Below are 23,652 nucleotides of genomic sequence, written 5' to 3' on the forward strand. Positions count from 1 at the left end.
GCGGTCTTGTACGCCAGTGATGCGCCAGTGATGCGGCGGCCTGGCCGTACCTCAGGCGCCGGCTCTACAACTCAAGGAACTCAGGGCTCGACCGCGGCCTGCGACTGCTCCAGCACTGCCGTCAGTTGCTCGACCGTGTACGGCTTGCGCAGCCACACCGTGCCCTTCATGGCCGTGGCCGGTTCCGATTGCCCGGTAACGAACACCACCGGCACGCGGTGGTCGCTCAGCAGGCGCTCCGCAAAGTCATGCCCCGACAACGCGGGCAGGCCGATGTCGACCAGCACCACGTCGAACGCACCGTCGAAGAAGCGCGCGATGGCCGCCTCCGCGCTGCGCACGCCGGTGGCCCAGTGGCCCATGGCTTCGAGCAGTTTCAAGGTGGTGGCAAGGGTGTCGGCGTCGTCCTCGACGAGGAGCACGCGGAGTTTTTTCTGTTCTGCCGACGATGGAAACGGTTCGGTTGTCATTGATTTGCATTTTTCCAGACAAACCGCCGCCATGCGCTGCGCAGGGTGGTCCGCGCGCAGGGATCTACGACAGATGGCGGTGTTGTCCGACTCGCTGGCCCGCCTCGCGGGAGACAATTGCGGCCTCGGCGCGAGACAAGCCGGGCCACGACAACGAGACACGAGAGCACAAGAGAGCTTCAGAGCGCCACAAAGATGACCCGCATCTACCTGATAGAAGACAACCCGCTGATCGCCGACACACTGACCGACGGGCTGCAACATTTTTGCGAATGCGATGTCATCGGCAACGCCACCACCTCCGACGACGCCATCCACTGGTTGAAGGAAAACCCCGAGGGCTGGGACGCGGCGGTGATCGACATCTTCCTGGCCGAGGGCAACGGCCTGACGGTGGCGCAGTACCTGAAGGAGCACAAGTCGCCGTCGCAGCGCACGGTGGTGCTCATGAACTATGCGAGTTCCGAAGTGCGCGAAGGCGCTTTGTCCGCGGGCGTGGATGCGGTGTTCGACAAGTCGCTGCAGCTCGAGGCCTTCTACGAGTTCTGCAAGCAGCTGAACATTTCCCCTCGCCGGTAGACGAAGGCGCGCTCAAGCAAACTCGGGGGCATGAACACCACGTCCCCACCCCTGCTGGACGCTGCCGGGCTGAAGCAACTGGCCACCACGCGCGACGAAGCGTCCGCAGTAACGCCCTGCCCGTGTCGCCTACAAGCCGCCACCGCCTGGGAAAGCATCACCGAAGAACGCTGGCCCGAAGCCTTGATGCAGCGCGTCGGCACGCTGCGCGACCCCGAGCTGCATGAGCCGACCTTCGAAGAATGGCACCCTGCCGGCACGCGCTACGACTCGCCCGACGCACCCATCTCGGTGGCGCACTTTCCGTACAACCGCTGCGACGTGTACCGCTGCGCGTCGTGCACGCGGCTGGTGTTGCGCTACACCGAGTTCGGCGGCTACTACGTCGACCACCGCGTGCGCGTGGTCGACCCGGCGCTCATCACCGGCTGATCAACCTGCCTCGCCCATCAGGTGCGCGGCCATCGCGCGAAACGCCGGCATCGAGGTCGGCAAATGCGCGTTGGCGGCCAGCGGGTGCGAGGCGAAGCGCGCCACCACCATCTCGGCCACCGGGTCGATGTGCAGCGCCTGCCCGTGGATGCCCTGCGCGGTGAAGCTGCCGTGCGCGTCGTGCGCCACCCACCACATGTTGCGATAGCTCCAGCCGGCCAGCCGCGTGTAGCCCGCGAGCGCGAATCGCGCCGGGTCTGCGCCGCGCCGGATGTCCGCCACCACCGCCTCCGGCACTATCTGCGTGCCGTTGAAGAAGCCGCCGAGCCGCATCATTTCGCCCAGCCGCGCCAGGTCGCGCAGGCCGGTGCACAGGCCGCCGCCGGCAAAGTCGGCGCCTTGCCCGTCGACCGCAAAGGCCGCGTCCTGCTCGGCGCCCAGGCGCGACCAGATCAGCTCGCTCAGCACCTTCGCCAACGGCTCGCCGGTGACGCGGCCGATGAGCCAGCCCAGCACGTCGGTGTTGACGGTGCGGTAGGCAAAGGCCTCGCCGTGCACGCCCTGCCCCTGCACCGTCTGCAGGAACTGCCGATAGCCCTCGGCACCCGCGTAGCCCGGCGGGCGCGGCAGCAGCTCGCCGGCGCGCGCGTGCTTCCACACGCCGGCCTCGGCGTCGGCATAGTCTTCCGAGTAGTCGATGCCGGTCGTCATGTCCATCACCTGGCGCACGGTCGCGCTGCCGAAGGCGCTGGCGGCCAGCTCGGGGATGTAGTGCGCGACCCGCGCGTGTTCGTCCAGCGTGCCGTCGGCCGCGAGCATGGCGCCCAGCGTGCCGACCACCGACTTGGTGACCGACATCGCCATGTGCTGCCCATGCTCGTCGAGCGCGCCGAAATAGCGCTCGTACACGATGCGCCCGCGGTGCAGCACCACGGCGCCGTCGGCGCAGATGGCCTCCAGCGCGCCGAGCCAGTCGGTCGGCGCGCCATCGCCGAAGCGCGCGAAGCGCAAGGCGTCGAGCTCCGGTCGCATCGCGCGCGGCAGCACCGACACCGGCCGCTGAACCTGTTCCTGCCCCTGCCCCGGCGCTCGTGCGACGTTGCGCGTCGGCTGCAACTCGCGCAGGTGCGAGAACGCCCAGCGGTTCTGCGGCGCCTGGAAGATCGGCCGCGCGCGCGGGCGTTCGACCGGTGCGCCGGCCGTGGGAAATCCATGGCGCCAGCCATCGGCCAGCGCGGTGTTGTCGTCGTGTGTCATGAAAGGGAAGAAAGGGTGTTCAGTCGCCCAGCACGCCTTGCACGCGGCGTTCGAGCAGGTCGCTGGCGCGGCTCAGGTGCAGCCGCATGTGTTCGGCCGCGGTGGCCAGGTCGTTGCGCTCCACCGCGTCCAGTATTTCCAGGTGCTCGTGACACGACTTGTGCAGCAGGTCGATGTTCACCAGCGGGTAGTCCGACAAGTCCGACATGCGACGCAACCGGTTCTGCTGCTGCACCGCGTCCAGGAAGAAGCGGTTGCCCGAGGCGCTGGCCAGCAGCTCGTGGAACTGCGCGTTGGCCTCGAAGAAGTCCATCCACGAATAGCGCGAGGCATGCACCAGCAGGCCCTGCTGCCGCTCCCTGCAGGCCAGCAGCCGCTGCAGGTCGACCTGGAAGCCGGGCTCGCGCAGGCCCGCGCATTCGACCGTGAGCCGAAAGCGGTAGCTCTCGCGTTCGCTTTCGACCGAGTCCAGCGTTTCGGTGAACTCCCAGCGCTGGTAGTGGCGCCCGCGCAGCACGCCGTCCTGCAGCAGCGTGGTGAGCACGGTGCGCAGCAGCGGGCGCGGCACGGCGTAGGTCTGCGCCAGCTCCAGCTCGTTCACGCGCGTGGGCAGCTTGCCGGCGAGGCGGTCGCGCAGCAGGCGGTAGTACAGGGTTTTTTCCTCGTCCTCGGGCATCTCGCGCCGGGCCCGGCCCAGCGCCTCGCGGTCGGCCACCAGCGTGTAGCCGCGGTTGGGCACGTGGGCCAGCAGCGCGCGCTCATGCAGAAAGCGCAGCGCCGCGCGCACCGGCGTGCGCGAAATGCCGAGCCGCCCGGCCAGGTCGGACTCGGTCATGTGGCGGCCGTTTTCGTAGCCGCCGGCCAGCGCCTGGTCGAGGATGTAGCGGCTCACGCGCTGGGTGAGCGGCGGAATCGCCTTCTCGAATTGTTCCAACTGTTCGGCCATTCAGGGGTTCTCCGTACGTCGCGGTCCGGGGCCGATCATCGCCGGGGTTTTGTATTTTTGGTGCTAAAAAACCATGTACAACTCGCACCAAAAATACAATTTAAATTTCAAGATCAGCGCCACGACGGCCCGGGCACCGGGTCGATTCCCAACGGAGAAAACCTCGTGGCCCCAGCCGACACCCTGTCTTCGCGTTCCCAAGCACCCGCCTCGCTCGAGGCCTTCTGGATGCCATTCACCCCCAACCGCAAGTTCAAGCAAGCGCCACGCCTGATCGTCGGCAGCGAAGGCCTGTACTACGACCTGGCCGACGGCCGCCGCGTGCTCGATGCCATCGCCGGCCTGTGGTGCGTCAACGCCGGGCACCGCAACCCGCGCATCAGCGCGGCCATGAAGGCGCAGATCGACGTGCTCGACTACGCCTCCAACTTCCAGATCGGCCACCCCGGCGCCTTCGAGCTTGCCGAGCGCCTGGCGCAGATGGCGCCCGCGGGCATGGACCACGTGTTCTTCACCAACTCGGGCTCCGAGTCAGTGGACACCGCGCTGAAAATCGCCGTGGCCTACCACCGCGCACGCGGCGACGCGGGCCGCTACCGCCTCATCGGGCGCGAGCGGGCGTACCACGGCGTGGGCTTCGGCGGCATCTCGGTGGGCGGCATCGGCCGCCAGCGCAGCACCTTCGGGCCGCTGCTCAACGGCGTGGACCACCTGCCCCACACGCTCGACCTGGCGCGCAACGCCTTCTCGCGCGGCGAGCCCGCGCACGGCATCGAGAAGGCCGACGCGCTCGAAGCGCTGCTCACGCTGCACGACGCATCGACCGTCGCCGCCGTCATCGTCGAGCCCGTGGCCGGCTCCACCGGCGTGCTGCCGCCGCCGCGCGGCTACCTGAAGCGCCTGCGCGAAATTTGCGACAGGCACGGCGTGCTGCTGATCTTCGACGAGGTCATCACCGGCTTCGGCCGCCTGGGCGCGAACTTTGCGGCCGACCTGTTCGGCGTGGTGCCCGACATCATCACCACCGCCAAGGGCCTGACCAACGGCGCCGTGCCCATGGGTGCGGTGCTGATGCGCGGCGCGGTGCACGACGCCTTCATGCAGGGCAGCGTGAGCGCGGTGGAGCTGTCGCACGGCTACACCTACTCGGGCCACCCGCTGGCCTGCGCCGCCGCCATGGCCACGCTCGACGCGTACATGCAAGACGGGCTCATCGCCCAGGCCGGCGCGCTGTCTCCCTACTTCGAGGAATGCCTGCACGCGCTGCGCGGCCTGCCGGGCGTGGCCGACGTGCGCAACGTGGGCCTGCTCGCCGGCATCGAGCTGCAACCGTGGGCCGCCGGCCCCGGCACGCATGCGCAGGCCGTGGCGCAGCACTGCCTGGACGCCGGCGTGCTCGTGCGCTCGGTGGGCGACACCATCGCGCTGTCGCCGCCCTTCACGCTGGAGCGCAAGCACATCGACCAGATCGTCGACAGCCTGCGCGCCGCCATCGCGCAGACCGCGCAGGCCACCGACGTGGCCGCCTGAATTCCGCAAGAAAGCACAAGATGGACATCGACTCGTTCCCCCTCTACGACATCGAAGGCGACGCCGCGCAATGCGGCCGGCAGTACGGCCGCGCCGCCGGCGACCGCATCGACCTGAGCCTGCGCACCTACCGCGCCGCCTTCGAGCGCGTGGGCCTGGGCTGGGACCGCACCCGCGCGCTGGCGCGCCGCTTCATGCCGATGATCGAGGCCTTCGACGCCGGCATGCTGCGCGAGATCGAAGGCGTGGCCGAAGGCGCGGGCGTGCCGCCCGAAGACATCGTGGCGCTGAACGCGCGCAGCGAAATGCTCTACGCCTTCAAGCAGCTCGAAGCCACCGAGCCGCCCGACGGCTGCACCGGCGTGGTGGTGATGCCGTCGGCCTCGGCCAGCGGCAAGCTCATTCACGCGCAGAACTGGGACTGGCGCGTCGAGAGCCTCGAGCTCGGCGTGGTGCTGCGCATCAAGCCGGCCAAGGGCCCCGCCATCCTGACCTTCGCGGAGGCGGGCACGCTCGCACGCGCCGGCCTCAACAGCGCGGGCATCGCCGTCACGGGCAACTTCATCAAGGCCGACAGCGACGGCAAGCAGCAGGGCGTGCCGCTGGCGCTCATTCGCCGCGGCATCCTGCAGTCGGACCTGTACGCGAACGCGCTGGGCGTGGTGTGCCGCACGGCGCGCTCCATTTCCAACAACATGATCCTCACGCACGCCGAAGGCGAGGCCGTGAGCCTGGAGACCTGTCCCGACCAGGTGTTCTGGCAGCAGCCCGAGGGCGGCATCCTGGTGCACGCCAACCACTTCAAGACGCCGGCCGCGCTGGCCCGCGTGGTCGACCGCAGCCTGGAGACCACGCCCGACTCGCTGTACCGCGACCGCCGCGTGACCGAGGCGCTGCACCTGCAGCGCGAACGGGCCGGCGGCCTCACCGAAGAAGACGTGCTCGTCGCGCTGCAAGACCGCTTCGGCGCGCCGCGCGCCGTGTGCCGCAGCCCGAGCGCGGGGCCCGGCGGCGCGTCGTCGGCCACGGTCGCGACCATCGTGATGGACCCGGCGGCACGAAAGATGCGCATCGCCCCCGCGCCCTTCAAGCCCACGCACCGCTTCACCGAGTATTCCCTCTGAGTTGTTCGCGCTTCCCTTGATCTGATCGGCCCAGCCCACGCCAGGAGTGTTGTCATGAAAGTTCCAGTGCCTCCCTTGCCCCTTGCCTCCCGCCCGCCCCGTGCATTGCGCACCGCCACGCTGACGCTGGCGCTGGGCCTTGCAACAGCCGTTCCGGCCATGGCCCAGCCGGCCGCCGGTGGCGGTGCCGGGCAGACGCTGCGCGTGCAGATCAACTCCGACATCCGCAGCACCGACCCCGGCGGCAACCGCGACGACAACACCGACAACGTGCTGCTGCACGTGGGCGAAGGGCTGGTGGCGCTGCGCGAAGACACCTCGGTGGGCCCGATGCTGGCGAGCAAGGTCGACACCTCCGCCGACGGCCTCACCTACACCTTCACGCTGCGCGACGGCGTGAAGTTCCAGAACGGCGCCACGCTGGTGGCCGACGACGTGGTGTGGAACTGGCAGCGCTACCTCAAGCCCGCCACCAACTGGCGCTGCCTGCCGGAGTTCGACGGCAAGGGCATGACCAAGGTGCTGTCGGTCGAGGCGCCCAACCCCAAGACCGTGGTCTTCAAGCTGGAGCGCCCCAGCGCCCTCTTTCTCACGATGATGGCCCGGCCCGACTGCGGCAGCGCCGCCATCCTGCACCGCAGCTCGCTCAACGCCGACGGCAGCTGGAAGGAGCCCGTGGGCACCGGCCCCTACAAGCTCAAGGAATGGAAGCGCGGCCAGTACATCGAGCTGACCCGCTTCGACGGCTACACCTCGCGCGCCGAGCCGCGCGACGGCCTCACCGGCGGCAAGAAGGCCGAGGTCGAAAACCTGCGCTTCGTCGTCATTCCCGACTCGGCCGCGGCCAAGGCCGCGCTGTACAGCGGCGGCATCGACGCCTTCATCAGCCCCAGCCCCTCCGACGTGATCGAGATGCGCAAGCGCAGCGATGTGCTGGTCGACACCACGCCCGTGATGACCATGGTCGCGCTGCTGCTGCAGACCAACGACCCCGTGCTGAAAGACGTGCGCATTCGCCGCGCGCTGGCGCTGGCGCTCGACACCCCTGAAATCGCCCGCACCGTGACCGAAGGGCTCTCCGCCGTCAACAACTCGGTGGTGCCTTCGTCGAGCCCCTACTACGACGCCACGCAGGCCGCCGGCTTCAAGCGCGACCTCACGGCCGCGAAGAAGCTGCTGGCCGAAGCGGGCTACCGCGGCCAGCCCATTCGCGTGATCGCCAACAAGCGCTACGAGGCGCTGTACTCCGCCGCCGTGCTGGTGCAGGCGATGGCGTCGGAGGCCGGCATCAACGTGGAGCTGGAGGTGCTCGACTGGGCCACCCAGCTCGACCGCTACACCAAGGGCCAGTACCAGAGCATGGCCTTCGTGTACTCCGCGCGCATCGACCCCTCGCTGAACTACGAAATGGTTTCCGGCGACAAGGCCGCCCAGCCGCGCAAGGTGTGGGACAGCCCCTATGCGCAAGCGCGCCTCACCGAATCGATGGTGTCGCGCGACAAGGCGCGCCGCCAGGTGCTGTTCGACGAAATGCACAAGCAGATGCTGCAGGACGTGCCGATGGTCGTGCTGTTCAACGCCAGCGACGCCACCGCCATGCGCAAGAGCGTGGTCGGCTTCAAGGGCTGGGCGCCGGCCAAGCCGCGCTTCTGGAACGTGCGGCTCGCCGCCGCCGGCTAGTCGAAGGGCCACGGCTTCATGCTCGCCTACCTCCTGCGCCGGATCGCGATGACGATCCCGACGCTGCTGCTGGTCTCCATCGCGGTGTTCGCCCTGATGCGGCTCATTCCGGGCGACCCGGTGCTGCTGATGCTCGGCGAAGGCGCCGACCCCGCGCAGCTCGCGGCCATGCGCCACCAGATGGGGCTGGACCAGCCCCTGCCCGTGCAGTACCTCGTGTGGCTGCGCCATGCGCTCGCGGGCGACCTGGGCGTGTCGACCACCAACGGCCTGCCGGTGCTGCCGCTGATCTGGGACCGCTTCCACGTCAGCGCCGTCATCGTGCTGGTCGCGGTGGCGCTGGCCTCGCTCATCGCGGTGCCGGCCGGGCTGGTCGCCGCCTGGCGCAAGGACAAGCCGACCGACCTGGCCATCATCGGCGCGGCCACGCTCATGCTGTCGGTGCCCAGCTTCTGGCTGGGCCTGCTGCTGCTGATGTTCTTCGGCCAGTACCTGGGCTGGCTGCCGGTGGTGGGCTACGTGCCGCTGTCGGAGAGCTTCTCGCAGGGCGTGCTGTACGTGATCTTGCCGATCGTCACGCTGCTGCTGGTGGAAACCGGCGTGCTCACGCGCATGTCGCGCGCCAGCACCATCGAGATATTGCGGCTCGAATACGTGACGCATGCGCGCGCCAAGGGCGTGCCCGAGTCGCAGGTGCTGCGCCGCCATGTGCTGCCCAACGCCTTCAACCCCACGCTCACCATGATCGGCCTCATCCTGGGCCACCTGCTCAGCGGCATCGCGGTGCTGGAGACCGTGTTCACCCTGCCCGGCCTGGGCCGCCTGATGATCGATTCGATCTTCGCGCGCGACTACCCCGTGCTGCAGGGCTGCCTGCTGTTCACCGCATGCATCTACGTGGTCATCAACCTGCTCGTGGACATGTGCTACCCCCTCTTCGACCCGCGGGTCTCGGTGCAGTGAAGAAGATCAAGACCCATACCCTCGTCGGCGGCGTGCTCATCGCGGTGCTGCTGGTCCTGGCCGTGGTGGCGGCCGTGTGGACGCCCTACAACCCGTTGGGCATCGACCTGCGCGCCAAGCTGCAGCCCCCTTCCATGGCCCATTGGCTGGGCACCGACGAGTTCGGCCGCGACGTGGCCAGCCGCGCCATGCAGGGCGCGGCCACCAGCTGCCTGGTCGCGCTGCTCACGGTCACGCTGGCCACGGGCATCGGCCTGGTGGTGGGCGTGGTCGCGGGCTTCGTGCGCGGCTGGACCGACCGCGTGCTCATGGCCTTCAACGACACGCTGCTGGCCTTTCCGGGCCTGCTGCTGGCGCTGGGCGTGATGGTGATCGTGGGCGCCAACAAGTGGGGCATCGTGCTGGCGCTGAGCCTGGCGTATGCGCCCTCGGTGGTGCGCGTGGTGCGCGGCACCGTGCTGTCGCTGCGCGAGCGCGAGTACGTGGAGGCCTCCCGCATGATCGGCAACGGCGAGCTCTACACCATGTGGCGCCACATCCTGCCCAACTGCGTGGCGCCGGTGGCCGTGCTGGCCACCAGCATGTTCGGCTGGGTGCTGCTGTCGGAAAGCGCGCTGAGCTTTCTCGGCCTGGGCGTGCCGCCGCCCGCGCCCACCTGGGGCAACATGCTCGCCAGCGCGCGGCCCTACATGGCCTCGGCCGTGTGGCTGTGCGTGGTGCCGGGCCTGTGCATCGCGCTCACGCTGCTGGGCATCAACCTGTTGGGCGAATCGCTGCGCGACCGGCTCGACCCGCGCACGGAGAAGGCATGAACCATCCATCCAACCCCGCGGTGCTGTCGGTCGAGCACCTGAAGATCGAGCTGCGCCACGGCACCCAGCCGCTGGTGCACGACCTGAGCTTCGACGTGAAGCCCGGCGAGTTCCTTGCCGTGGTGGGCGAATCGGGCAGCGGCAAGACCATGGCCGCGCGCGCCATCCTGCAGCTGCTGCCGCCGGGCATCTCACAGACCGGCGGGCGCATCGTGTTCGACGGCGAAGACCTGAGCACCAGGGACGTGAAAGCCATGCGCCCCCTTCGCGGGCCGGGCATCGGCATGGTGTTCCAGGAGCCGATGGTGTCGCTCAACCCGGTGCACCGCATCGGCGAACAGATGGCCGAGGGGCTGCGCATGCACACCAGCCTCGGCGCGCCGGAGATTCGCGCGCGAGTCCTCGACATGCTGCGCCGCGTGCAGATTGCCGACCCCGAGCGCTGCATGCACGCCTACCCGCACGAGTTCTCTGGAGGCATGCGCCAGCGCATCATGCTGGCCAGCGTGATGCTGCTGAAGCCGCGCCTGCTGATTGCCGACGAGCCCACCACCGCGCTCGACACGCTGAGCCAGCGCGAAGTGCTCGACCTGATGGTCGAGCTGGCGCGCGACAACGGCACCGCCGTGCTGCTCATCACCCACAACCTCGGGCTGGTGGGCCGCTACGCGCAGCGCGCCATCGTGCTGGAAAAGGGCCACCTGGTGGAGACCGGCGATGTGCCCGCCATCCTGGTCGAGCCGAAGCAGGCCTACACCCGCAAGCTGGTCGATGCACTGCCGCGCCGCCAGGCCGCCCGGCCCGAAGCCACGGCGCAGCAGCAGCAACCGCTGGTGCAGGTGCGCGGCTTGTGCGTGAGCTACCCCGGCGCGCGCACAGGCCTGTTCAAGCGCCAGCCGCCGCAGCGCGTCATCGACACACTGGACCTCGACATCCACCCCGGAGAAATGGTCGCGCTGGTGGGCGGCAGCGGCTCAGGCAAGACCACGCTGGGCCGTGCCATCCTGCGGCTGGCGCCGTCGCAGAGCGGGCAGATCCTGTTTCGCGGCGAAGACGTGCGCACCGCCGGCCGCGCCGCGCTGCACCGCTTCAGGCTGGCCTGCCAGCTGGTGTTCCAGGACCCGTTCTCCTCGCTGGACCCGCGCATGCGCGTGCACGACATCGTGGCCGAGCCGCTGCGCCACCTGCCCGCGCTGGACGCCGCCGCGCGCCTGAAGCGCGTGCACGAGACGCTGGACGAAGTGGGCCTGGACGGCCTGGGCGCGCGCTACCCGCACGAGCTGTCGGGCGGTCAGCGCCAGCGCGTGGCCATTGCGCGCGCGCTGGTGCGACGGCCCGCCTTCGTGGTGGCCGACGAGCCCGTGTCCGCGCTGGACATGACCATCCAGGCGCAGGTGCTGCGCCTGTTCCAGAGCCTGCAGGCGCACCACGGCTTCGCGTGCCTGTTCATCAGCCACGACCTCGCGGCCGTCGAGCAGATTGCCGACCGCGTCATCGTGATGGAGCGCGGCCGCATCGTGGAGCAAGGCGCGCGAGACGCCGTGTTCGACGACCCGCGGCATGCGTACACGCAGGCGCTGCTGGCGGCCACGCCGCGGCCCCTGGCAACGCTGGCCGCCGCGGGCATCGCGCCCCTGCCTGTTCCCCCGTCTGTTCCCCCCTCCGTTCCCGAGAAAGCCTTCGCGTGACCCCGACGCCATCCTCTTCCACCTACAGCTGGCAGAACCCTTCGGCACCGCCGCCGCTCGACCCGCAGATCGTCGAGTTCATGCGGCTCATGGGCGCCGAGGGCGCGCGCTACCCGAAGCGCCACACCATCCCCATCGCCGAGGGCCGCGCCAACGCGGAGAAGGTGCGCGCGCCGTGGACGCAAGGCGGTCCGCAGATGGCGCGCACCGTGGAGCACCAGGTGCCCACGCGCCACGGCAAGGTGCGCATCCGCGTGCACTACCCGCAAGACCGGGTGCTGCCGGGCGCGCTGGTGTACATCCACGGCGGCGGCTTCGTGCTGTTCAGCCTCGACACGCACGACCGCGTGATGCGCGAGTACGCGGGCCGCGCCGGCATGGCGGTCGTCGGCATCGACTACACGCGCGCACCGGAGGCGCAGTTTCCGCGGCCGCACGACGAATGCGTGGACGTGATGCGCTGGCTGCACAGCCACGCGGGCACGCTCGACATCGACCCCGCGCAGCTCTTCATCGGCGGTGACTCGGCCGGCGCCAACCTGTCGGTCGGCGCCTGCCTGGTGCTGCGCGACGCAGGCGATGCGTTGCCGCGCGGCATGCTGCTGAACTACGGCGCGTACAGCACCGAGCTGTACCGCGAATCGGTGGTGCGCTATGGCGCGGGCGAGTACGGCCTGTCGCTGCACATGATGGTGTGGTTCTACGGCCTGTACCTGCGCAGGCCCGGCGACGCCGCAGACCCGCGCGTGCACAGCCTGAAGGCGCGGCTCGACGGCCTGCCGCCCGCGTGCATGGTCGTGACCGAGTGCGACCCGCTGTACGACGACAATGTGCTGATGGCGCAAGCGCTGCGCGACGCCGGCGTGGCCGTGACCGACACGCTGTACCCCGGCACCATCCACGGCTTCCTGGAAGCCGTGTCGGTCGCCGACGTGGCCGGCCGCGCCTTCGACGATTCGGTGCGCTGGCTGCGCGCGTTGTGCAACCGCTGAGCCGAGGCCGAACGCGCATGTACACGCCCAAGCCCTACATCGAGGCCGACCTGGCGACGCTGCATGCCGGCATGCGCGCATGGAGCTTCGCCACGCTGGTGACCGTCGGCCCCTCGGGGGTCAACGCCACGCACCTGCCCTTCCTGCTCGATACAGGAGGCGGTGCGCAAGACGACTCACGAGACGGCCCCGGCCTGCTGACCACCCACCTGTCGAAGAAGAACCCGCAGTACGCCGACCTGTGCGCGGGCGGCGAGGCGCTGGCCATCTTCCAGGGGCCGCACGCCTTCGTCACGCCCAGCTGGTACGTGAAGCAAAGCACCTTTCCCACGTGGAACTACACCGCCATCCACGCGCGCGGCACGCCGCGCGTGGTGGAAGACCGCATGGCCGTGCACGCCGTGCTGCAGCGCACCGTGGCCGTGTACGACACGCCGCTGCGCGAGCGCTTCGGCGGCAACTGGGACTACGACACGATGCCCTTCGACTTCGTCGCGCCACGGCTCGACATGATCGCGGCGGTAGAGATTCCGGTGCGCGTGCTCGAGGGCAAGTTCAAGCTCAACCAGGACCGCTCCGAAGAAGACCGCCGCGGCGTCATCGCCGCGCTGGAGCGGCTGGGCGATGCGCAGAGCGTGGCGGTCGCCGGGCTCATGCGGCGGCAGATGGAACAGGCACAAGCCCAAGCCCAAGCCCAAGCACAGGCGCAGGCGCAGGCCGCCTGAAGCAGCGCGGCACAATCGTCCGCGTGCCATTTTTCAAACAGCTGCCCGCCGGTCTCGCACTGGCTCTCTTGCTCGCCGCGCCCGCGATTCATGCCGCGGAGCCGGTGCTGCTCGTCACTTCGCCCGCCGCGCTGCAAGCCGCCGAAAAATCCGGCGCCGGCTTCGCGCGCTGGGTCGGCGATGTGGCCGCATCTTCAGAAGGCATCGCGACCAACCAGGCGCTGACGCGCTCGCCCGCGTGGCGCTCCATCACCGAGCCGATCGCCGCGAGCCTGGCCGGCATCCAGCGTCGCGACAGGCAGGCCGGCGTCGGCATCTCGAAGTACCCGCACCGCCTGTTCGACGCGCGCTGGCTCGCGAGCCCCGATGCGTATTTCGAGCTGGTGGGCGTGGCCAACCGCATGGACCGACGCCCCTTCCAGCAAGGCGCCTGCGGCGAGACGCGGCTGGTGTACCGGCTGGCGTACCGCACGGCCGCGATGCAGTCGCGCCTGCCGATGACCGTCAACGTCGAGCTGCGCGGCGATGCGCCCGATGCGAACGGCAGTTGCGCCAGTGCCGCGAAACGCTGGCAGCCGCCGGGCACTTCGATGCCCGACGAAGCGCTGGGCCGCTGGCTGGTGTCGGCCGAGGGACCGCTCGCGCCGCAGCGGCTCGCAGCCGCGCGCATTTCGCAGATCACCACCAACCTGCAAAGCGTGCGCTGGCCTTCGGCGGTGCGACCCGACCTGGGTGGGCACGCCGAGTACATGCTGCGCGCCTTCCGCTGGAACGCCGATGCAAGGCGCTTCGACGTGGCGCCACTGGAGAACACGCCCGACGTCGCCAGGCTGAAAGCCGACGCGCCGCTGCGCAAGGAACTGCAGCAATGGCTGCGCCAGCCGGCCCAGCTTCGCGCGCTCGACGAAGCCACGCTGCAGATCCCCGAGAAGTTCCTGGCGACCGAGGCCACCTCGGTGGCGCCGCGTGGCCTGGAGCGGCTGGCCAACCAGCCCTTCGCGCAGGTTTTCGCGGCGAACGAATGGCAGGCGGTCGAAGGCAGCCGCACGCTGGCGTCGCCCCAGGCCGTGCTGCGCCGGCTGGACGATTTGAGCTGCGCGGGCTGCCACCAGAGCCGCGCCGTCGCGGGCTTTCACCTGCTGGGCGTGGACCGGCGCGGTGCGTCGCGCACCTTCACCACGGGCAACGCGCTGGCCGTGCCGCACTCGCCGCATGTGCAGGACGAACTGGCGCGGCGCGGCACCTACGTGCGGGGGTCGCTGCTGAGCGCCAGGCCCGATCCGTTCCGTCCGCTGGCCGAGCCCGATGCGCCGAACACCGCGCCTGAGCGGGCCACGGTCGGCGCACGCTGCGAGCCCACGCGCATCACGCCATCGGCCAACCCGTGGCTGGACCGCGCGCAGAAGCTGCCGCGCATCGCTTGCGAAGGCGCGGCCTCGGTGTGCGAGACCACATCGGTCGGCTTCCCCGGCGGCATGTGCTCGGGGCCCTGCAACCCGAACGACAAGAACGGCACCTGCGGCGGCATTGCCGTGCTCAGCGACTTCAACAGCTGCCTGGCCGCGAAGAAGCCCTTCGGCGAATGCCTGGCCCGACACACGCGCCCCGGCAACCTGCGCAACTGCTCCGCCGAGCAGGCCTGCCGCGACGACTACATCTGCGCGCAGGCCGATGGGCAGCCCGAGGGGCGTGGCGCGTGCATTCCGCCGTACTTCCTGTTCCAGATGCGGGTAGACGGGCACTCGTGAGAATTGCGCCCTCTCCCTCACCCTAGCCCTCTCCCGCAAGCGGGAGAGGGGACAACACAAAACGGTCGATCCCGCCCCGATGCGTTACTCCCTCTCCCGCTTGCGGGAGAGGGTTGGGGTGAGGGCGAGCGGCGATGAAGGCTGCGCGATGCTGCCGAGCCCCCCGCCCTTGCTGGCGCCCGACATCAGGGCCGACCACGAGAAATACCAAATTCTGGGGATACCCGCTGACACGCTTGCTAACAATAATTGACAATTAGAAACCCCCTGCACGCTCGTCGGCAGGGGGCTTCTTTTTGCCGAGTCTTACAACCATAAAGAGGGGTCAAGATGCTTTTCAGTCAAGCAAGTTCGGTCGCGCGCATCGGTGCCGTGGCCGGTGCGGTCATGTTGGTGGCGTCATGCGGCGGGGGTGGAGGTAGCGGTGGCGGAGGCTTTCTGCCGGTGGTCGCACCGCCACCCCCGGCCACCGTGCCGCCCGTCGTGAACCATTCCATCGGCGGCACGGTCACCGGCCTTACCGGTCGCCTGGTGCTGCAGAACAATGCGGGCGACGACCTCACGCTGTCGGCCGATGGCAAGTTCACCTTTGCAACGACCCTGGTCGAAGGCTCGGACTACAAGGTCAGCATCCGTACCCAGCCCCTCTGGCAGTTCTGCACCGTCACCAAGGACACCGGCAAGGCCTCGGCCGACGTGAGCGACGTCGCCGTGGCCTGCTCGGCCGCGGCGGCCAAGGTCGAAAGGTTCGCCGGCGACGGCACCCCGGGCGCCGCGGACGGCAAGGGTACGACTGCATCGTTTTTTTGGCCTTGGGGCATCGCCGTCACCAAGGATGGTGGTCTGCTCGTCAGTGACTGGGGCAACATCATCGTGCGCAAGATTTCGCCCGAGGGCGACGTCATCACGTTTGCCGGCGATGGAGGCAGTTCGACGGTGAACGGCAACGGCATCCACGCGTCGTTCGAAGACCTCGCCAGCCTCACCGTGGACGCGAACGACACCGCCTTCGTCGCGGACGCCGGCGGCCAGCGAATCCGCAAGATCACGCCGGCGGCCGATGTGGGCACGGTGGCGGGCAATGGCACGAAAGCCTCGACCGATGGCAACGGCATCGGCGCCACCTTCAACAAGCCCGTGTCGGTGGCCGTGGATGCCGCCGGCAATCTGTACGTTCTGGAGTACGGCGGCGGCGTCGTTCGCAAGATCAACCCGGCTGGCGATGTCACCACGCTGGCCGGCAGCAGCCCGCCGGGCTTTGCCGACGGCACCGGAGCTGCCGCGAAATTCGGGAGCGGCTACAACATCGCCATCGATGCGTCAGGCAACCTCTACGTCGCCGACAGCAGCAACCATCGAATTCGCAAGATCACCCCCACCGGGGTGGTCACAACCCTTGCAGGGACCGGCACGCCCGGCGCCACCGATGGACCCGGTAACTCCGCGACTTTCTCCGATCCCCGCGGCGTCGCTGTCGATGCGGACGGCAATGTCTACGTGGCCGATTTCGGGACCAGCCTGCTGCGCAAGATCACACCGGCAGGGGTGGTCTCCACGATCGCCGGCCAAAAGGGTGTTCGGGGTGGGCAAGACGGCATCGGCGCGGCTGCCACGTTCAATCAGCCTCAAGGGCTCACGGTCAACGCAGCGGGCACGCTGTATGTCGCCGACACCTACGGCAATCTGATCCGCAAGGTCACGCCGGTTCCGGCGCCCTGAGCTCGACGCACGCGCCCCGGCCGCTGCGCCGGGGCTCTGCCGAACAGGCCTGCCGCGACGACTACATCTGCGCGCAGGCCGATGGGCAGCCCGAGGGGCACGGCGCGTGCATACCGCCGTACTTCCTGTTCCAGATGCGGGTGGACGGGCACTCGTGACGGGCATTCGTGACCGGCAATGACGCTCACTCATTGGAGGTAGGCCGCATCCCCCACGCGCAGCCCGCCGCCAGCAGCCCCAGCACCGCGACATACACGCCCACCGGCACGATGCTCGAATACGTCGCCACCAGCGTGGCCGCGATGATCGGCGCCAGCCCGCCGCCCAGCGCCGCCGCGAACTGGATGCCGATGGAAATGCCCGAGTAGCGCAGCTCCGGCGGAAACTGCGCCGCGTACAGGTGCGACTGCGGCGCGAACATCAGCGGGTAGTTGACCGACAGCGCCACCACCATCGCCACCGTGTACGCCGTGAGCGACCCACTGCCGATGGCCTGGAACAGCGGCACCGCCATGAGCGCCAGCAGCAGCCCGCCGAACACATAGAGCCGCCGCGCGCCCACCTTGTCGGCGAGCCAGCCGCTGGCCGGTATGGTGAACACCATGGCCGCGGAGCCCGCGATCAGCGCCTGCAGCGCATCGGCGCGCGAGAAACCCAGGCGGCTGGTGGCGTACGAGATGGAGAACACCAGGATCGTGTAGATCAGCGTCACCTCGGCCAGCTTGCCCCCGATGCTCAGCAGCAAGGGCTTCAGGTGCGCGACCACCACCTCGCGCGCCGGCAGCGCCGCCGTCTTGTGGTGCACCTTCACCTGCATGAACTCGGGCGACTCCTGCACCTTCATGCGAATGAACACGCCCAGCACGATGAGCACCGCGCTCGCCAGAAACGGCAGCCGCCAGCCCCAGCTCAGGAAGCTCGCCTCGGGCAACCGCGTCACCAGCGCGAAGGCCCCCGACGACAGCAGCACGCCGATGGGCGCGCCCATCTGCGGCATGCTGCCGACCAGCGACTTCCACTTGGGCGGCGCGTGCTCCACCGCCATCAGCATCGCGCCGCCGAGTTCGCCGCCGAACGACAGGCCCTGGCCGATGCGCAGCAGCACCAGCAGCAGCGCGGCCCACATGCCGATCGACTCGTAGGTGGGCAACAGGCCGATCAGCACCGTGCAGATGCCCATCAGCAGCAGGCTCAGCGTGAGCATCGACTTGCGGCCCAGCCGGTCGCCGTAGTGGCCGAAGACGATGCCGCCCAGCGGGCGCGCGAGCATGCCGCTGGCGAAGGTGCCGAAGGCCGCCAGCGTGCCCACGGTCGGGTCGAAGTGCGGAAAGAAGAGCTTGTTGAACACCAGCGCGGCGGCGGTGCCGTAGGCCAGGAAGTCGAAGGCCTCGATGGCCGTGCCCACCATGGTGGCGGCACCGATCTTCCACATGCTCTGGCGCGGGTGCTGCGCGGCGGCCGGCTGCAGCGGCGGGGCGATGGTGTTCATGGCTGCTCCTGCGTGATCTGCCGCGCGAACATCGCGAAGCTGGCGTTGACGATGCTGCGCTGCAGGAGGAAGTCGTGCGACTCCTTCGCCAGCACCGGGTCCACCAGCTTGAGCCGCCCGTAGGCCGACTGCGCGATGAGCTGGTTGCGCGCCGCGCGCTCGATGAGCACCGACAGGTACAGCGACTCCTCGATGCTCGGCGTGGCCGCCAGGAAGCCGTGGTTGGCCAGCAGCACGCAGCGCTTCTGGCCAAGCGCGGCCGAGATGATCTCGCCCTCCACGTCGGCGATCGGCAGGCCGGGCCACTCGGCGAGAAAGGCGCAGTCGTCGAAGAAGGGCGTGGCGTCCATGTGCGCGACCTGCAGCGGCTCGCCCGTCATCGACAGCGCCGACACGTAGGGCGGGTGCGTGTGGATCACGCAGTTGACGTCGGGCCGGCGCCGGTACACCCACAGGTGAAAGCGCACCGCGGGGTTGGGCACGCCGCGGCCTTCCAGCACGCGCAGCGAGTCGTCGATGCGCATGACCGAGTGCGCGCGGATCTCGCCGAAGGCATGCGCCAGCGGCGTCGTCAGGAAGGTGCCGTCGGGCTGGCGCACCGTCACCTGGCCGGCCAGGGTTTCGGAGTGGCCCTCCTTGGCGAGGATGCGGCAGCTGAGGGCGAGCTTCTCGGCCTCGCTCCAGTGGCCGTAGCTGAGGCCGTCGAGGGAAGAAGACGGGGACAAGGATGGATTGCCGTGCGGGCTGTCTTGCAGGCTGCCTGGTGGGGTCGTTGCGGTATCGGTCAAGCGATGGCTCCTCTTTCATTGGCGGGGTGGGCCAATGTAGGAAGCGATGCGCGGTTTGCTCTTGCGCGTGGGCGCACGCGCATTGATCGGGCGTGCCAACTAGTGGAAAGTCTCGACGCCGCCGCGATGGCCGCGCGCCTAGACTGCAGCCGCCGAGCCCGCCTGGCACGAAGCGTGCGCACCCACGGCAGGAGCCCCACCATGCACCACGACACCGCACCCGAACTGAGCTTCGCGCCCTGCTTCCGTCCCTTCTATCCGGGCGACGTGCAGGGCTACTCGACCGCGCTCGACACGCTGGTCTACCCCGGCGAGATGAGCGTGCGGGACAGCAACCCGCGCATGAGCCTGGAGGCCTGCCGCCTGGTGGGCGGCGGCCTGGCCATCAGCTTCACCTCGACCCCGCTCGCGGTGCGCCACGACACCGCGCTGGTCAGCGCCGGCGGCATGGGCGACGTGCTGGCGATGATCGCGGTGGAGGGCGAAGGCACCATCGACCAGGGCGGAATAAGCATGCCCTTTCGCCCGGGCGACATCACCTTTCGCACCACGCGGCTGCCGTCCACCTGCACGCTGAACGCGCCCGGCAAGATGGTGATGCTGCGCGTGCCCGCCGGCCGGTTCTTCGGCATCTACGCGGACCTGCACGACCGCTTCGTGCCGTCGATCGCGCGTGCCGATTCGCACTTTGCGCAGGCCGCCCTCGCGCACATGGGCCACGTGTTTGCGGGCACGCCGCAGGCTGCGCCGGCACTGGCGTATTTTTCAGAGCAGTCGTTCGTGTCGCTGCTGGCGGCGACCTACTGCGAAACAGTGAACGACGAAGCCGCCGACGGCAAGCGCCGCGAGCGCGACCGCTGGCAGCGGCTGGTGGCCTTCATCGAGGCCCACCTGGGCGACCCGGAGTTGTCGGTGGACGCGGTGTGCAAGGAACTGGGCATTTCGCGACGGCTCGCGCACCGCCTGTTCGAGGCGCAGCGCACGCAGTACGGCGCGTACCTGAAGGCGCGGCGGCTGGAGCGCGCGAAGAGCGAGCTGCAGAACCGCAGGCTCGACCGCCTGAGCGTTTCGGAGATCGCGTATCGCAACGGCTTTGGCGACGCGAGCCATTTCAGCCGGTGCTTCAGGAGCGAGTTCGGCATGCCGCCGGGGGCGTATCGCAGGTCGCCGGACTGATGAATTACTCCCTCTCCCGCTTGCGGGAGAGGGTTGGGGTGAGGGTGAGCGGCGATGAAGGCCGTGCGATGTTGCCAGGCCCCCTGCCCTCACCCTAGCCCTCTCCCGCAAGCGGGAGAGGGAACAACGCGCAAATGCCGCTGACTGCGCCCTGAGGCATTACTCCCTCTCCCGCTTGCGGGAGAGGGTTGGGGTGAGGGTGAGCGGCGATGAAGGCCGCGCGATGTTGCCAGGCCCCCTGCCCTCACCCTAGCCCTCTCCCGCGAGCGGGAGAGGGAACAATGCGCAAATGCCGCTGATTGCGCCCTGATGCATTCCCCCCTCTCTCGCAAGCGGGAGAGGGAACAACACTTCACGCCCCTTCGTACCACCTGTCCTTCGCCAGCATCACCCGATGGTGCCCATGCCCCGACGGCATCATCGGGAAGCAGTTCTCCTGCGCCGCCACCTGCACGTCCAGAAAGAACGGCCCTTCGCTCGCCAGGCATTCCGCCAGCGCCTCTTCCAGCTCCGCCGGGTCCGACACCCGCCTTGCGCCCCAGCCGAAGGCCTTCGCCAGCGCCACGAAATCAGGCAGCGCCTCGTTCCAGCTATGGCTCAGCCGGTTGCCATGGTTCAGCTCCTGCCACTGGCGCACCATGCCCATGTAGCCGTTGTTGCACAGCACCAGCTTCACGCCCGCGCGGTGCTGCACGGCGGTGGAAAGCTCCTGGATGTTCATCAGCACCGAGGCATCGCCGCTCACGCACACGGCCAGCGACTCGGGGTGGCCGATCTGCGCGCCGATGGCCGCCGGCAAGCCGTAGCCCATGGTTCCCGCCCCGCCCGAGGTCAGCCAGTGGCGCGGGCTGTTGAAGCGCAAATACTGCGCGGCCCACATCTGGTGCTGGCCCACGTCGGTCGAGACGATGGTGTCGCGCCCGCCCGCGTCGATGGCGCGCTTCAGCGTCGACATCAGTTGCTGCGGCAGGATCGCGTCTTCGCGCGGCGCGAAGGCCAGGCAGTCTTCAGCGCGCCAGCGTTCGATGCGCGCCCACCACGGCGCCAGCCGCTCGGGCGCGAAGCCCTCGGCGGGCAGCAGGTCGAGCAGGCCGTTCAATATGGCGCCGCAGTCGCCCACCATCGGCACGTCGACCTGCACCACCTTGTTGATGCTGCCGGGGTCTATGTCGATGTGGATCTTGCGTGCGTGCGGGCAGAACTCGTCGAGCTTGCCGGTCACGCGGTCGTCGAAGCGCGCGCCCACGCACACCACCAGGTCGGCCTCGTGCATGGCCAGGTTGGCCTCCAGCATGCCGTGCATGCCCAGCATGCCGATGAACTTCGGGTCCGACGCGGGGAACGCGCCCAGCCCCATCAGCGTGAGCGTGCACGGGGCGTGCAGCAGCTCGACCAGCTTCACGAAAGCCTCGCACGCCTGCGGGCCCGAGTTGACCAGCCCGCCCCCGCCGTAGATGACGGGGCGGCGCGCGGTCGAGAGCAGGTCGGCGGCGCGCTGCATCATGGCCCGGGGGGGCAGCGGCGCGCGGCTGGTGCGCAGGGGGCGAAGCGGCCGCTGCAGCGCCGCCGGCTCGGCCGCGTGGCCCAGGCGGTTGAGCTGGATGTCCTTCGGCACGTCGAGCAGCACCGGGCCGGGGCGGCCGGTGCTGGCGATTTCGAGCGCGCGTCGCACCAGCGAAGGCACGTCGTCGGCCGAGCGCACCTGCTTGTTCCACTTGGTGACCGAGCGCGACATGCCCAGCGCATCGCTTTCCTGAAAAGCCTGCGTGCCGATGACCGCCGTGGCCACCTGCCCGCTGATGCACAGCACCGGCACCGAGTCGCTCATGGCATCGAGCAGCCCGGTGATGGTGTTGCCCACCCCGGGGCCCGAGGTGACCAGCACCACGCCCACCCGGCCGGTGCTGCGCGCATAGCCCTCGGCCGCGTGCACGGCGGCCTGCTCGTGGCGCACCAGCACGTGGCGCAGCCGCGGCTCGCCGTGCAGCGCGTCGTACAGCGGCAGCGCCGCGCCGCCGGGGTAGCCGAAGATGGTGTCCACACCGCACTCGACCAGCGTGTCGAGCAGGGCTTCGGCACCGTTGCGGATGCGGGCTGGCGCCTCGGGGTGGAGGGACAGGGTGTTCGTGAGGGGTAGGTCGAGCAGTCGCATGCCGTCAATTCTTCCGGTTTGCGCGCAAAATATGCTTCTTTCTTTTGGCTCATTGAGCGCGATTCATGAAAATCAATCGGCAAATCCCTGGTGACGGCGAAGGATCTTTTGACAAGACCGATCTGGCGATCCTGCGCGTGCTGCTGCTCGACTCGCGCAAGACGCTGCAAGACATCGGCAACGAGGTGGGCCTGTCGCCCACCAGCTGCTGGACGCGCATCAAGAAGCTGGAGGCCACGGGCGTCATCAAGCGCTACACGGTCGATGTCGATCCGGCCAAGCTGGGCTACCACGACTCGGTGATCGTGCAGGTCACGCTGGAGAGCCACACCGACGAGACCCTGTACGACTTCGGCCGCACGCTGGCGACCATCCCCGAGATCCAGGAGGCCTACCTGGTGTCGGGCGACTACGACTACTACATTCGCATCGCGGTGCGCGACACGCGCGACTACGAGCGGCTGCTGCGAGAAAAGCTCTACAAGATCCCGGGCATCCGGCACAGCAAGTCGCACTTCGTGCTGCGGGTGCTGAAAGAGGCGAGCGTGCCGGTGATCTAGAAAACTCCTCACTCGTGTGCGGAGGTGAAAAACTCCGCACTCGTGTGCGGAGGTGCGAACATGGCGGCGCACTGGAACTCCCAAAGGATCTTCGGATGTTCGACTTCTTCAGGAAAAAATCCCCGGCTCCCACCTCGGCACCCACTGCATCACGGGCTGCCGAAACCGACACCGCGCCCAGTCCACTGCACGAGCCCGCCGGCCACGCCGTGCCCCCTCCCCTCGCCGGGCGCGACGGCCACGTGGGCGCCATCGAGGCCATCACGCTCGACGACACGATGTACTTCTTCGGCTTCGACTTTCGCAGCGACCTGGTGCTGTCGCCGCTCATCGCCGATGCCGCGCTGATGGCGCGCTTTGCCAGCCGCCACATGGCGCAGCGCGACGGCAAACACGACGAGGCCTACTGGCGCGAGCTGGTCGGCCATGCGGTCGAAGATTCGCAGCTGTGCAGCGACGAGGGCGGCCGCAGCTTCGACAGCCAGATGCTCGCCGCCACCATCGCGCGGCTGGACCGCGTGCGCCGCGAAGGCGCGCTGGACCCGGGCTTTGCCGTCGAATACCACCTGCGCTACCTGCTGGGCGCGGCCGGTGGATGGGAGGTGCCCGAAGAAGCCGGCACCGACGACCCCGACCTGTGGATCGCGCAGATTGCGGGCGACAAGCCACTGGACGACGGCGCCTCGCTGCAGCACATCGCCTCGCGGCTGCAGAAGCACCTGAACGCGCTGGTCGACGCAGCGCCGGGCAACTGGCGCTATCGCTTCGCCGCGCTACAGCGCTGACCTGCACGCCGCCCTGTTCAGCCGTTCAGCCGTTCAG

21 protein-coding genes are annotated in these 23,652 nt (G+C 69.0%); 15 read left to right on the plus strand and 6 right to left on the minus strand.

Translation table 11 applies throughout. From position 1 onward, the window contains the following. Positions 1–80: 80 nt before the first annotated feature. Positions 81–422 (minus strand): response regulator, encoded by a 342-nt coding sequence (locus tag AB6807_RS25620; RefSeq protein ID WP_165840257.1) that lies wholly within the window; start codon positions 420–422, stop codon positions 81–83. A 243-nt stretch (positions 423–665) separates the two neighbouring features. Between AB6807_RS25620 and AB6807_RS25625 the strand changes: the two genes are divergently transcribed. Beyond that, complete coding sequence (locus AB6807_RS25625) at positions 666–1,049, plus strand: response regulator (protein WP_116907235.1); 384 nt, start codon at positions 666–668, stop codon at positions 1,047–1,049. A gap of 30 nt (positions 1,050–1,079) precedes the next feature. Then, complete coding sequence (locus tag AB6807_RS25630) at positions 1,080–1,481, plus strand: hypothetical protein (RefSeq protein WP_371086739.1); 402 nt, start codon at positions 1,080–1,082, stop codon at positions 1,479–1,481. On the opposite strand, the gene AB6807_RS25635 is transcribed toward AB6807_RS25630, so the two are convergent. Then, on the minus strand, positions 1,482–2,738 hold the full coding sequence (locus AB6807_RS25635; protein ID WP_371086740.1) for a serine hydrolase domain-containing protein: 1,257 nt from the start codon (positions 2,736–2,738) through the stop codon (positions 1,482–1,484). 19 nt (positions 2,739–2,757) lie between these two features. Next, the gene (locus AB6807_RS25640; RefSeq protein ID WP_371086741.1) at positions 2,758–3,684 is read right to left on the minus strand and encodes a GntR family transcriptional regulator; all 927 of its coding nucleotides are present in this window, start codon (positions 3,682–3,684) and stop codon (positions 2,758–2,760) included. A gap of 165 nt (positions 3,685–3,849) precedes the next feature. Here AB6807_RS25640 and AB6807_RS25645 point away from each other — a divergent pair, with 165 nt between their 5' ends. The 10 genes from AB6807_RS25645 (at position 3,850) to AB6807_RS25690 (ending at position 16,665) form a co-directional block, all read left to right on the plus strand. Beyond that, positions 3,850–5,214 (plus strand): aspartate aminotransferase family protein, encoded by a 1,365-nt coding sequence (locus AB6807_RS25645; protein ID WP_371086742.1) that lies wholly within the window; start codon positions 3,850–3,852, stop codon positions 5,212–5,214. Positions 5,215–5,234: 20 nt separating this feature from the next. Further along, a complete protein-coding gene (locus AB6807_RS25650; RefSeq protein WP_116907230.1) occupies positions 5,235–6,338 on the plus strand; it encodes a C45 family peptidase in 1,104 nt (367 codons plus the stop codon). A 54-nt stretch (positions 6,339–6,392) separates the two neighbouring features. Continuing rightward, entirely contained in the window at positions 6,393–8,018 is a 1,626-nt protein-coding gene (locus tag AB6807_RS25655) for an ABC transporter substrate-binding protein (protein ID WP_371086743.1), read from the plus strand. 18 nt (positions 8,019–8,036) lie between these two features. Further along, positions 8,037–8,981 carry an ABC transporter permease gene (locus AB6807_RS25660; RefSeq protein ID WP_116907229.1) on the plus strand — a complete coding sequence of 315 codons (945 nt, stop codon included), beginning with the start codon at positions 8,037–8,039 and terminating at the stop codon, positions 8,979–8,981. Then, on the plus strand, positions 8,978–9,793 hold the full coding sequence (locus AB6807_RS25665; RefSeq protein WP_165840255.1) for an ABC transporter permease: 816 nt from the start codon (positions 8,978–8,980) through the stop codon (positions 9,791–9,793). Before AB6807_RS25660 ends, AB6807_RS25665 begins: the two co-directional genes overlap by 4 nt. After that, on the plus strand, positions 9,790–11,481 hold the full coding sequence (locus tag AB6807_RS25670) for an ABC transporter ATP-binding protein (RefSeq protein WP_371086744.1): 1,692 nt from the start codon (positions 9,790–9,792) through the stop codon (positions 11,479–11,481). The genes AB6807_RS25665 and AB6807_RS25670 overlap by 4 nt, the downstream gene beginning before the upstream one ends. Then, on the plus strand, positions 11,478–12,473 hold the full coding sequence (locus AB6807_RS25675) for an alpha/beta hydrolase fold domain-containing protein (RefSeq protein ID WP_371086745.1): 996 nt from the start codon (positions 11,478–11,480) through the stop codon (positions 12,471–12,473). Before AB6807_RS25670 ends, AB6807_RS25675 begins: the two co-directional genes overlap by 4 nt. Before the next feature lie 17 nt (positions 12,474–12,490). Beyond that, complete coding sequence (locus tag AB6807_RS25680; RefSeq protein WP_371086746.1) at positions 12,491–13,198, plus strand: FMN-binding negative transcriptional regulator; 708 nt, start codon at positions 12,491–12,493, stop codon at positions 13,196–13,198. A 23-nt stretch (positions 13,199–13,221) separates the two neighbouring features. Continuing rightward, complete coding sequence (locus AB6807_RS25685; protein ID WP_371086747.1) at positions 13,222–14,946, plus strand: hypothetical protein; 1,725 nt, start codon at positions 13,222–13,224, stop codon at positions 14,944–14,946. Positions 14,947–15,429: 483 nt separating this feature from the next. Continuing rightward, positions 15,430–16,665 carry an NHL repeat-containing protein gene (locus AB6807_RS25690; protein WP_371086748.1) on the plus strand — a complete coding sequence of 412 codons (1,236 nt, stop codon included), beginning with the start codon at positions 15,430–15,432 and terminating at the stop codon, positions 16,663–16,665. A gap of 184 nt (positions 16,666–16,849) precedes the next feature. Here the strand turns inward: AB6807_RS25690 and AB6807_RS25695 are convergent, their stop codons facing one another. Further along, complete coding sequence (locus AB6807_RS25695) at positions 16,850–18,154, minus strand: MFS transporter (protein ID WP_371086749.1); 1,305 nt, start codon at positions 18,152–18,154, stop codon at positions 16,850–16,852. Continuing rightward, positions 18,151–18,942, minus strand: a complete 792-nt coding sequence (locus tag AB6807_RS25700) for an aldolase (protein WP_371086750.1) — start codon at positions 18,940–18,942, stop codon at positions 18,151–18,153. Before AB6807_RS25700 ends, AB6807_RS25695 begins: the two co-directional genes overlap by 4 nt. Positions 18,943–19,143: 201 nt before the next feature. Between AB6807_RS25700 and AB6807_RS25705 the strand changes: the two genes are divergently transcribed. Next, positions 19,144–20,118, plus strand: a complete 975-nt coding sequence (locus AB6807_RS25705; RefSeq protein WP_371086751.1) for a helix-turn-helix domain-containing protein — start codon at positions 19,144–19,146, stop codon at positions 20,116–20,118. A gap of 352 nt (positions 20,119–20,470) precedes the next feature. On the opposite strand, the gene ilvB is transcribed toward AB6807_RS25705, so the two are convergent. Continuing rightward, entirely contained in the window at positions 20,471–22,270 is a 1,800-nt protein-coding gene (gene ilvB / locus AB6807_RS25710; RefSeq protein WP_371086752.1) for a biosynthetic-type acetolactate synthase large subunit, read from the minus strand. A 65-nt stretch (positions 22,271–22,335) separates the two neighbouring features. On the opposite strand from ilvB, the gene AB6807_RS25715 reads away from it, so the two are divergent. Next, positions 22,336–22,830, plus strand: a complete 495-nt coding sequence (locus AB6807_RS25715) for an Lrp/AsnC family transcriptional regulator (protein ID WP_207786605.1) — start codon at positions 22,336–22,338, stop codon at positions 22,828–22,830. Between the two features lie 209 nt (positions 22,831–23,039). Then, positions 23,040–23,615 (plus strand): hypothetical protein, encoded by a 576-nt coding sequence (locus tag AB6807_RS25720; protein ID WP_371086753.1) that lies wholly within the window; start codon positions 23,040–23,042, stop codon positions 23,613–23,615. The last annotated feature ends 37 nt before the right edge of the window (positions 23,616–23,652 follow it).

Source organism: Variovorax sp. RCC_210 (assembly GCF_041355175.1).
In the GTDB taxonomy this organism is placed as follows: domain Bacteria; phylum Pseudomonadota; class Gammaproteobacteria; order Burkholderiales; family Burkholderiaceae_C; genus Variovorax.